This is a genomic window from Xinfangfangia pollutisoli (assembly GCF_020179405.1).
Lineage (GTDB): Bacteria > Pseudomonadota > Alphaproteobacteria > Rhodobacterales > Rhodobacteraceae > Pseudogemmobacter > Pseudogemmobacter pollutisoli.
Genome location: NZ_JAICBZ010000118.1, coordinates 1 through 9,287, shown reverse-complemented (window position 1 = coordinate 9,287; position 9,287 = coordinate 1). Strand labels below are relative to the sequence as shown.

The window sequence follows — 9,287 nt, the reverse complement described above, 5'->3', positions numbered from 1 at the left end:
TCATCCTGTCGGGTCTGGCTTTCGTGGTGCTGCGGGCGGCGCTGGCGGCGGTGGGCGGCCCGCGCTCGGACGCGCTGCCGGTCGTCCTGTCGCTGGGGCTGGGCCTGTCGGTTCTGGCCGCGGTCGGTCAGATCGACTGGAACCTGCGCGCCGCCATCGACCGCGACCTGCCGACCCGGGCGCCGGCCTTCTTCTTCGTCGACATCCAGCCCGACCAGATCGAGCCGTTCCGCGCGATGATGGCCGAAAACCCCGCCGTGACCCAGGTGGAAAGCGCGCCGATGCTGCGCGGCGTGATCACCCAGATCAACGACCGCCCCGCGCGCGAGGTGGCGGGCGATCACTGGGTGGTGCGCGGCGACCGCGGCATCACCTATGCGGCCGCGCCGCCCGAGGGCACCAAGGTCACCGCCGGAACCTGGTGGCCGCAGGATTACGCGGGCACGCCGCAGATCAGCTTTGCCGCCGAAGAGGCCGCCGAGATGGGGCTGAAACTGGGCGACCGGATCACCACCAATATCCTGGGCCGCGACATCACCGCGACGATCACCTCGTTCCGCGATGTCGATTTTTCCAATGCCGGCATGGGCTTCGTAATGACGCTGAACCCCGCGGCGCTGGCCGGCGCGCCGCATACCCATATCGCCACGGTCTATGCCCCGCCCGAAGCCGAGGCGGCGATCCTGAAGGCGGTCACCAAGACCTGGCCGAACATCACCGCCATCGGCATCCGCGAGACGGTGGACCGGGTCAGCGAGGCGCTGGGCGCCATTGCCGCGGCCACGGCCTGGGCGGCGGCGGGCACGCTGCTGACCGGCTTTGTGGTGCTGATCGGGGCAGCGGCGGCGGGCGAAGGCGCGCGGGCCTACGAATCGGCGCTGTTGAAGGTGCTGGGCGCCACGCGGGGCCGGATCCTGGCCAGTTTCGCCCTGCGCGCTGCGCTTCTGGGGGCGGCGGCGGGGCTGGTCGCCATTGCCGCCGGGGCGATTTCCGGCTGGGCGGTGATGCGCTTCGTGATGGACAGCCCCTATCGGTTCGAGCCGGTCTCGGCCCTGGGCATCGTGCTGGGGGGCGTGCTGGCCACGCTTCTGGCCGGGCTGGCCTTTGCCGCGCGGCCGCTTTCGGTGCGGCCGGCGCGGGTGCTGCGCGGGCAGGAATAGGTCTGCCTCAGCCCGGCCCGCCTTGGCCCGGCCTGCCCTCAGCCCAGCCCGTCTTGGCCCAGGTGACGGCGGGTCTGCGGCACGGCGCGCAGATCCCTGCTGTTCGGCCGGAAGATCCGGGCCAGCGCGGCCAGCGCCGCCAGCCACCACAACCCGCGCGAGACCCGCGCGACCCGCTCCATCGCGCCATCCGGGGCGTTGGCGGCATAGGCGGCCAGCGCCGCATCCAGAAGCCGGGTCTCGCCCGGCCAGCGCACGAAGCAGCTTTGGGTGAAGATCACCACATCCATCGCCTGCCAGAAGCCGCCGCGCCGCCCCGGCTTGAAGCGTTCCAGGTCGATGAACCGCGCCTCGCGCCCGTCCCAGCAGATGTCGCGCACCGCCGGGCGGCCATGCACCAGCCCCGCCCAATGCAGCAGCGCCAGCGACTTGCCCGCCGCGGCAAAGGCCCGCGCCGCCTCGGCCGGATCGGCCTTGTCCATCAGGGTCAGCGCCTGGCCGATATCGGGGGTGACCAGGAAATCCGGCCCCTCCATCACCACCGGCACCACGGGCATGCCCTTTTCGGCCAGCACATGCAGACCCTGCCGCTCGGCCTCGAACCGCTCCTGCGGGTCGCCCTTCTGCAGGCGCAGCACCAGCCCCATCCGTTCGACCCGCTTCAGCCAGAACCGCCGGCCATCCGGCAGATCGACCGGATGCACACGCCGCATCGGGCCGCGCAGCGCATCGGCCACGGCCTTGGTCAAGCTGGGTTGGGTTGTTTCCGTCACGGCCCGTTCCACAAATTCCGCCTGCGCCAGACGTAAAGCCTTTGTGACGGATTTTTAAGACCTGAACCGCAGCGGGCCCTAATGGCCGGCCAGAAACCCCGCCGGCGCCTGCGCCAGCAGCTCTTCCGCCAGCGCCACGCCCAGATCGGCGGCCTGAGCCAAAGGCCCGCGCCTTTCGCCGGAAATCGCCTGACTTCCATCGGGACGCAGGATCTCGCCGCGAAGCCACAGCGCATCGCCCTCGATTACCGCCAAACCGGCAATCGGCGTCTCGCAGGAGCCATCCAGCCGGGCCAGGAAGGCGCGTTCCGCCGCCAGCCGCGTGGCGGTTTCGCCATCATGCACGGCGGCCAGCAGCGCCGCGGTGGCGGCATCGTCGGCGCGCCGTTCCACCCCGATCGCCCCCTGCGCCACGGCGGGCAGCACCTCTTCGAGCGCGATGGCAGACCGCGCCACATGCACCATGCCCAGCCGGGTCAGCCCCGCCATGGCCAGGAACGTGGCATCGGCCACGCCTTCCTCAAGCTTGCGCAGGCGGGTCTGCACATTGCCGCGGAATTCGACCAGCTTCAGATCCGGCCGCCGCAGCGCCAGCTGCGCGCGCCGCCGCAGCGACGACGACCCGACCGTGGCCCCCGGCGGCAATTCGGCGATCGAGCCGTATTTCAGGCTGACAAAGGCATCGCGCACATCGGCGCGCGGCAGATAGCAATCCAGCACCAGCCCCTCGGGCTGCAGCACCGGCATGTCCTTCATCGAATGGACGGCAATGTCGATGCCGCGCTCCAGCAGCGCCTCTTCGATCTCGCGCGTGAACAGGCCCTTGCCGCCGATCTCGCGCAGCGACTTGTCCTGCACCTGATCGCCCATGACCTTGATCACCACCACCTCGAAGGCGGCTTCGGGCAGGGCGAAAGCAGCCATCAGGCTGCGCCGCACCTCATGCGCCTGCCACAGCGCCAGGGGCGAGCCGCGGGTGCCGATGCGAAGGGGACGGGTCGGGGAGGGAAGGTCTTGTGCCATGGGCCAGACTTACCCGCGACAGAAGCGCCGTTCAACGCCCGAAGCCGCCCCCGCGGCTTGACATGCCGCCGCAGAGCGGCAAGGCAGGGCGCGACCGGAGGACCTGATGACCGACAAGCCGATCCTGCGCGCCCTGAAGGGCGAAACCCTGCCGACCCCGCCGATCTGGATGATGCGGCAGGCGGGCCGCTACCTGCCGGAATACCGCGCCACCCGCGCGCAGGCGGGCGATTTCCTGTCGCTGTGCTACAATTCCGAGCTGGCGGCCGAAGTCACGCTGCAGCCGATCCGCCGCTATGGCTTTGACGCGGCGATCCTGTTTGCCGACATCCTTCTGCTGCCGCAGGCGCTGGGGCCGAAACTGTGGTTCGAGACCGGCGAAGGCCCGCGGATGGAAACCACCACCACGCCCGCCGAACTGGCCGCCCTGCGCCCGGACGAAGAGATCCACGAAACCCTGGCGCCGGTCTATGAAACGCTGCGCATCCTGACCCGGGAATTGCCGCGCGAAACGACGCTGATCGGCTTTGCCGGCGCGCCCTGGACGGTGGCGACCTATATGATCGCCGGCCGCGGCACCAAGGATCAGGGCCCGGCCCATGCGCTGAAGGCCACCGACCGGGCGACCTTCGCGGGCCTGATCGACAAGATCACCTCGGCCACGATCCTGTATCTGTCGGCGCAAGTGCAGGCCGGGGCCGAGGTTGTAAAACTGTTCGACAGCTGGGCTGGCAGCCTGAAGGGCCAGGATTTCACCGATTTCGCGCTGAAACCCACCGCCCGGATCATCGCGGCGCTGAAGGCGAAACATCCGGGCCTGCCGATCATCGCCTTCCCGCGGGAAGCGGGCGATCGCTACATCGGCTTTGCCCGCGCCAGCGGCGCCGATTGCGTGGCGGTGGACAATTCCGTCTCGCCCGAATGGGCGGCCGAGAATGTGCAGAAGGATGGCTGCGTGCAGGGCAACCTTGCGCCGGACCTGCTGGTCTCGGGCGGCGAGCCGCTGGTCCAGGGCGCGCGCCGCGTCACCCGCGCCTTTGCCGGTGGCCCGCATATCTTCAACCTCGGCCATGGCATCACCCCCGATGCCGATCCCGACAACGTCAAGCGCATGATCGACGCGGTCCGCGGCGCATGATCCGCCGCTGGCTGCTGCCGGCCCTGGCGCTTGGCCTGGTCGCGGCGGCGCTGTGGCTTTGGGTCTCGGGCCTGTTCGGGCTGGGCGTGCATCTTTGGGCGATGCGCGACACCCGGGCCGAATGGCAGGATCGCGGGCTGTGGCTGCCCTTCTACCAGGTCACGGTCGAGGCCCGCCCGATCGAAGGCCTGCGCGACAATGTCTCGGGCCTGACCTTCAGCCCGGTCACCGGCACGCTGTTCGCCGCGATCAACCGCCCGCCCGCGCTGGCCGAGATTTCCACCGAGGGGCGGCTGATCCGGGTGATCCCGCTGGACGGCGCCAAGGATCCTGAAGGCATCACCCATGTCGCGGGCCAGACCTTCGTGGTGGCCGACGAAGGCGACCAGCGCCTGGCCTGGGTGCAGATCGGGCCGGAAACCCGCCGCCTGTCGCTGCAGGGCGCGCCACAGCTGACCTTCGGCTTCGGCGCTTTCGCGAATATGGGGTTCGAGGGCGTCAGCTGGGATCAGACGCGCGACCAATTGCTGGTGGCGCAGGAAATGTGGCCGATCCGCGTCTTGGTGATCGAGGGCCTGACCCAGACCATGGCCGGGCCGGGGCTGAACCTGACCGCCCGCGAATGGCGCCCGAACGAGCGTACCGGGCATTTCGCCGCCGATCTGTCGTCGCTTTCCGCCCATGACGCGACCGGCAATCTGGTGCTGCTGTCGGATCTGACCTCGGCCCTGGTCGAATATGCGCCGGACGGGGCGATGGTTTCGGCCCTGCCTTTGTGGTCGGGCTGGGCGGGGCTGACCGAAGACGTGCCCCAGGCCGAGGGGCTGGCGATCGACCCCGGCGGCGATCTGTATCTGGTCTCGGAGCCGAACCTGTTCTACCGCTTCACCCGCAACCCCAAGGCGGGCTGGGCGGAAGGGACGTGACGGGCATGCTGTGGGTATGGGCGGCGGTCGCGGGGGCGGCGGCGCAGACGGGCCGGAATGCGGCCCAGCGCGGGCTGACCGAAAAGATCGGCACGCTGGGGGCCACGAATGTGCGCTTCCTGTTCGGCCTGCCCTTTGCCGTGCTGTTCCTGCTGACCGCGGCGCTGTGCCTGCCCGAGGCTGTGCCGCTGCCGGGCGCGCGCACGCTTCTGTTCACCGCCATGGGGGCGATGGCGCAGATCGCGGCGACGGCGCTGATGCTGCAGGTGATGCGCAGCCAGGGCTTCGGCATCACCACCGCCTGGCTGAAATCGGAACCCGTGCTGGTGGCGCTGGTGGGCTGGGCAATGCTGGGCGATGCGCTGACCCTGCCGATGCTGGGCGCCATCGCGGTGGCGATTGCCGGCGTGCTGGTGACCACGCTGAAGCCCGGCGCCGGGCGCCAGATGCTGACCGGCATGCGCCCGGCGCTGATGGGGCTGGCGGCGGGGCTGCTGTTCGGCCTGTCGGCCATCGGCTTTCGCGGCGGGATCACCGCCCTGCCCCAGGGCAGCGACCTGATCCGGGCCCTGACCACACTGGTTCTGGCGCAGACAATCCAATCGGTCGTGCTGGGCCTGTGGCTGGCCTTCCGCGACCCACCCGCCCTGACCGGCGCCTTCCGGGTCTGGCGCGGGTCGCTGGCGGCGGGGTTTCTGGGCGCGCTGGCCTCGGCCTTCTGGTTTCTGGCCTTCGCCCTGACCTCGGCCGCGAATGTCCGCACCCTGGCGCTGATCGAGGTGCCGATGGCGCTGGCCGTGTCGTGGCTGGCCTTCGGACAACGCACGACCCCGCGCCAGGCGCTGGGGATCGCGATCCTGCTGGCCGGCGTGGCGCTTCTGATGGCGGTCGAGGGCTAGGCGCCGCTGAGGCGTTTACGGGAAGATCTGCGGCCCCAGCATCTCGCGCAGCGCGGCCACCGCCGGTTCGGCATCTTCACACAAGGGGCCCAGGCGGATCTCGACCGTCGCCAGCCAACCCAGCGCCGCCCGCGCGGCGGGCCGCAGCGTCAGGGTCAGGCCGGTTGCCGTTTCGGCCACCGTCTCGACCGCATCTTCGGCGGTGAAGGTCTCGTCCCCCAGTTCAAGCTCGACCGGGCCGCCGGACAGCGCCTGGCGGAACAGCAGATAGGGTTCGGTCTCGTCCTCGCCCTCGGCAAAGCCGATGAACAACAGCCCCTCTTCCTCATCCTCGACCACCGAGGCATAGGCGGCGCGCAGCGTCAGATCGGCAGCAACATCGGCCATGGTCAGATCCACTTCGCCAAAGGCGGCAGGCTCATCAGAACCGCATTGGCATCATGGCCGGTTTCCAGCCCGAATTTGGTGCCGCGGTCGTAGACAAGGTTATATTCGGCATAAAGCCCGCGATGCACCAGCTGCGCCTCGCGGTCGGTGTCGGAATAGGGCGTGGTGCAGCGCCGCTCGACCAGGGGTACGAAACCGGGCAGGAAGGCCTCGCCCACCGCGCGGGTAAAGGCGAAATCGGCGTCCCAGCTGTCGCGCGCACCGCCGCCGGTGTTCAGATCGTCAAAGAAGATCCCGCCCACGCCGCGGGCCCGGCCGCGATGCGGGATGAAGAAATACTCATCCGCCCAGGCCTTGAAGCGCGGGTAATATCCCGGGTCATGCGCGTCGCAGGCCGCCTGCATCTGCGCGTGGAAATGCGCGGTATCCTCGGCATATTCCAGGCAGGGGTTCAGATCGGCCCCGCCGCCGAACCACCAGGCGCCCGGGGTCCAGAACATCCGCGTGTTCATATGCACGGCCGGCGCATGCGGATTGGCCATATGCGCCACCAGCGAGATGCCCGAAGCCCAGAACCGCGGGTCGCTGTCCATGCCCGGCACACCGCGCGCCGCCATGGCCTTCTGCGCCCGCTCGCCCAAAGTGCCATGCACTTCCGACCAGTTCACCCCGACTTTCTCGAAGATCTGGCCGCCGCGCAGCACGCTCATTACCCCGCCACCGCCGCCCTCGGCGCGGGTGGTGGGGGTCACTTCGAAGCGCGCCGGCCGGCAGCCCGGAGGCGCGGCCCGCGTCTCAAGCGCTTCGAAAGCCTCGACAATCCGGTCGCGCAACTGGCGGAACCAAAGCGCGGCCTCGGCCTTGCGCGCGGTGAAATCCTGGTTCATCCCTGTCTCCTCGTCGACCCTGCCTAAAGCCGGGGCGGCAGATTTCCAAGGCGTCATTTGGCAGCGGCGCGGCCAGGCGCTAATCTGGGCCCCGTACCGGCCCCCTGTCCCAGATCCCCGAGTCGCATCCCGATGAAACGCCTTTTGCTGACCCTTCCCCTGCTGCTGGCCGCCTGCGGCACCCCGCAGGAACAATGCATCGCCCAGAACACCCGCGACCTGCGCACTGTCGACCGGCTGATCGCCGAGGCCGAGGGCAATCTGTCCCGCGGCTATGCGCTGGTCGACGAGACGATCAGCTTTCCCAGTTTCGAGCCCTGCTACCGGCCCGGACGCGCGACGGCCGAGAACCCCAATCCGCCGCCGGTGCTGACCACCTGCCGCAGCCGCAGCTATCAGACGGTGAAAAAGCCGCAATCCATCGACCTTGAGGCCGAGGCGCGCAAGCTGGCGCAGCTGAAGGACAAGCGCCGCCAGCTGGCCCGCGCCGCCGAAAGCGTGGTGGCGCAATGCAAGGCGGCCTATCCCGAATAGAGGCCTAGAAGGCCGGCGCCGCGACCACATCCAGCAGGCCGCGGCCGCCATCGACCGTCAGCACCTGGCCGGTGACGAAGCGGCTGGCATCCGAGGCCAGATATTGCACCGTCTCGGCCAGTTCATCCGGCCCGGCGATCCGGCCCAAGGGCGTGCCCGCCTCGATCCGGTCGCGGAAATCGGGCTGTTCGCGCAGCACCGATTGCAGGCTGGCCGTCATGACCGAGCCGATGGCGATGGCATTGACCCGGATCCCCTGCCCCGCCAGCACCACGGCCAGCGTGCGGGTCATCTGCTCGATCGCGGCCGAGGCCATGGCATAGCCCAGAAGCGTGGGCTGCACCCGCTGCGCCGCGATCGAGGACAGGTTGATGATCGAGCCGATCATCCGCCCCGGCTCGCCCCCGGCCTTTTCGGCCGCCTGGATCATCCGCTTCGCCACCATCTGCGACAGGCGCAGCGAGGTCAGGACATTCTGACGCCACATCAGTTCGACCGCATCCTCGTCGGGGTTCAGCACGTCCGAGGCGGTGACCTTGCGGCTGGCATTGACCAGAATGTCGACGCGGTCGAAGGCGTCATAGGTGGCCGAAAGCAGGTTGGTGATCGTCAGCTTCTGGCACAGGTCGCCGGCAAAGATGCGGATCGGCCCCTCGGCCCGCGCCTCGTCGCCCAGTTCTGATTCAAGCCGGGTCTCGTCGATATCGGCGCACATGACGTTGCAGCCGCGATCGGCCAGATGGCGGGCGATGGCTAGGCCCAGCCCGGCGGCGGCGCCGGTGACAATGGCGGTCTTGCCGGAAAGCGAGAATGACATGGAAGCGGAAGATCCTTTAGCGGGCCGGCCGCTTCGGTTTTGCGGCGCGGATCAGGCGGAAGGCGGCATCGCCGCCGATGGTCTCGACCGACAGGAAATGGGCACTCAGCACCGCATCATAGGGCAGATGGCGGTTGGCCACCAGCCAGAGCGTGCCATCGGGCGCCAGCATGCGCCGCGCGGCGGCGATGAAGGCCGCCCCCAGGGCGGGATCGGCGGCGCGTCCGGTGTGGAAGGGCGGGTTCATCACCACCGTCTCGGCCAGGTTTTCCGGCCGGAAGCTGGTGGCATCGGCCCAGTGAAAGCGCGCCCGGTCATCGGTGATGTTGTCGCGCGCACAGGCCAGGGCATCGGCCTCGGCCTCGACCAGATCCAGCCGCTTCACCCCTTTGCGGGCCAGGACGGCGCGCGACAGAAAGCCCCAGCCGGCGCCCAGATCGACAACCTTCGGCCCCAGCACCTCGGGCAGGGCCTGGGCCAGCAGGGCCGAGCCGCGGTCGGGCGCATCGGCGGAAAACACGCCGGGCCGGGTGACGAAGCCGCCCTCGATCTGCCGGGGCGCGGCCGCCCAATCGGCCAGGGCCGCGGCGTCGGCGGGAAAGACCGCCAGCTTGCCATGCGCCTTGGTCACCGGGGCCGACAGGGCCACCCGGTCGCGCAGGTCGCGCAGGATCGGCTCGATCCCGTCGGTCTTCTGGCCATCCACCGCAATCGGCGCGCCGGGCGCGGCCTCGGCCGCGGCC

Annotated in this window: 11 protein-coding genes; 5 read left to right on the top strand and 6 right to left on the bottom strand. The window is 69.6% G+C overall.

Annotation, left to right across the window (positions count from 1 at the left end):
• A partial coding sequence (locus tag K1Y73_RS20380; protein WP_318248265.1) for an ABC transporter permease occupies positions 1-1,160 on the top strand: 1,160 nt, incomplete at its 5' end.
• 38 nt (positions 1,161-1,198) lie between these two features.
• Here K1Y73_RS20380 and K1Y73_RS20375 read toward each other — a convergent pair.
• A complete protein-coding gene (locus K1Y73_RS20375) occupies positions 1,199-1,933 on the bottom strand; it encodes a BUD32 family EKC/KEOPS complex subunit (RefSeq protein ID WP_225030162.1) in 735 nt (244 codons plus the stop codon).
• Between the two features lie 78 nt (positions 1,934-2,011).
• Positions 2,012-2,956 (bottom strand): hydroxymethylbilane synthase, encoded by a 945-nt coding sequence (gene hemC / locus K1Y73_RS20370; RefSeq protein ID WP_225030161.1) that lies wholly within the window; start codon positions 2,954-2,956, stop codon positions 2,012-2,014.
• A gap of 106 nt (positions 2,957-3,062) precedes the next feature.
• Here hemC and hemE point away from each other — a divergent pair, with 106 nt between their 5' ends.
• From hemE to K1Y73_RS20355, 3 genes are read left to right on the top strand one after another with little or no spacing between them, the layout of a single operon-like run.
• Positions 3,063-4,094, top strand: coding sequence for a uroporphyrinogen decarboxylase (hemE, locus tag K1Y73_RS20365; RefSeq protein ID WP_225030160.1), 1,032 nt, complete (start codon positions 3,063-3,065; stop codon positions 4,092-4,094).
• Complete coding sequence (locus K1Y73_RS20360; RefSeq protein WP_225030159.1) at positions 4,091-5,020, top strand: SdiA-regulated domain-containing protein; 930 nt, start codon at positions 4,091-4,093, stop codon at positions 5,018-5,020. The genes hemE and K1Y73_RS20360 overlap by 4 nt, the downstream gene beginning before the upstream one ends.
• A gap of 5 nt (positions 5,021-5,025) precedes the next feature.
• Positions 5,026-5,919, top strand: coding sequence for a DMT family transporter (locus tag K1Y73_RS20355; RefSeq protein WP_225030157.1), 894 nt, complete (start codon positions 5,026-5,028; stop codon positions 5,917-5,919).
• Positions 5,920-5,934: 15 nt separating this feature from the next.
• Here the strand turns inward: K1Y73_RS20355 and K1Y73_RS20350 are convergent, their stop codons facing one another.
• Both K1Y73_RS20350 and hemF read right to left on the bottom strand, forming a co-directional pair.
• On the bottom strand, positions 5,935-6,306 hold the full coding sequence (locus K1Y73_RS20350; protein ID WP_225030155.1) for a hypothetical protein: 372 nt from the start codon (positions 6,304-6,306) through the stop codon (positions 5,935-5,937).
• 2 nt (positions 6,307-6,308) lie between these two features.
• Complete coding sequence (gene hemF, locus K1Y73_RS20345) at positions 6,309-7,193, bottom strand: oxygen-dependent coproporphyrinogen oxidase (RefSeq protein ID WP_225030153.1); 885 nt, start codon at positions 7,191-7,193, stop codon at positions 6,309-6,311.
• 132 nt (positions 7,194-7,325) lie between these two features.
• Here hemF and K1Y73_RS20340 point away from each other — a divergent pair, with 132 nt between their 5' ends.
• The gene (locus tag K1Y73_RS20340; RefSeq protein WP_225030151.1) at positions 7,326-7,727 is read left to right on the top strand and encodes a hypothetical protein; all 402 of its coding nucleotides are present in this window, start codon (positions 7,326-7,328) and stop codon (positions 7,725-7,727) included.
• 4 nt (positions 7,728-7,731) lie between these two features.
• Here K1Y73_RS20340 and K1Y73_RS20335 read toward each other — a convergent pair whose 3' ends face one another.
• Positions 7,732-8,544 (bottom strand): SDR family NAD(P)-dependent oxidoreductase, encoded by an 813-nt coding sequence (locus K1Y73_RS20335; protein ID WP_225030149.1) that lies wholly within the window; start codon positions 8,542-8,544, stop codon positions 7,732-7,734.
• Between the two features lie 16 nt (positions 8,545-8,560).
• Positions 8,561-9,287 (bottom strand): class I SAM-dependent methyltransferase (locus tag K1Y73_RS20330; RefSeq protein ID WP_225030147.1); only part of this gene is annotated, 727 nt, incomplete at its 5' end.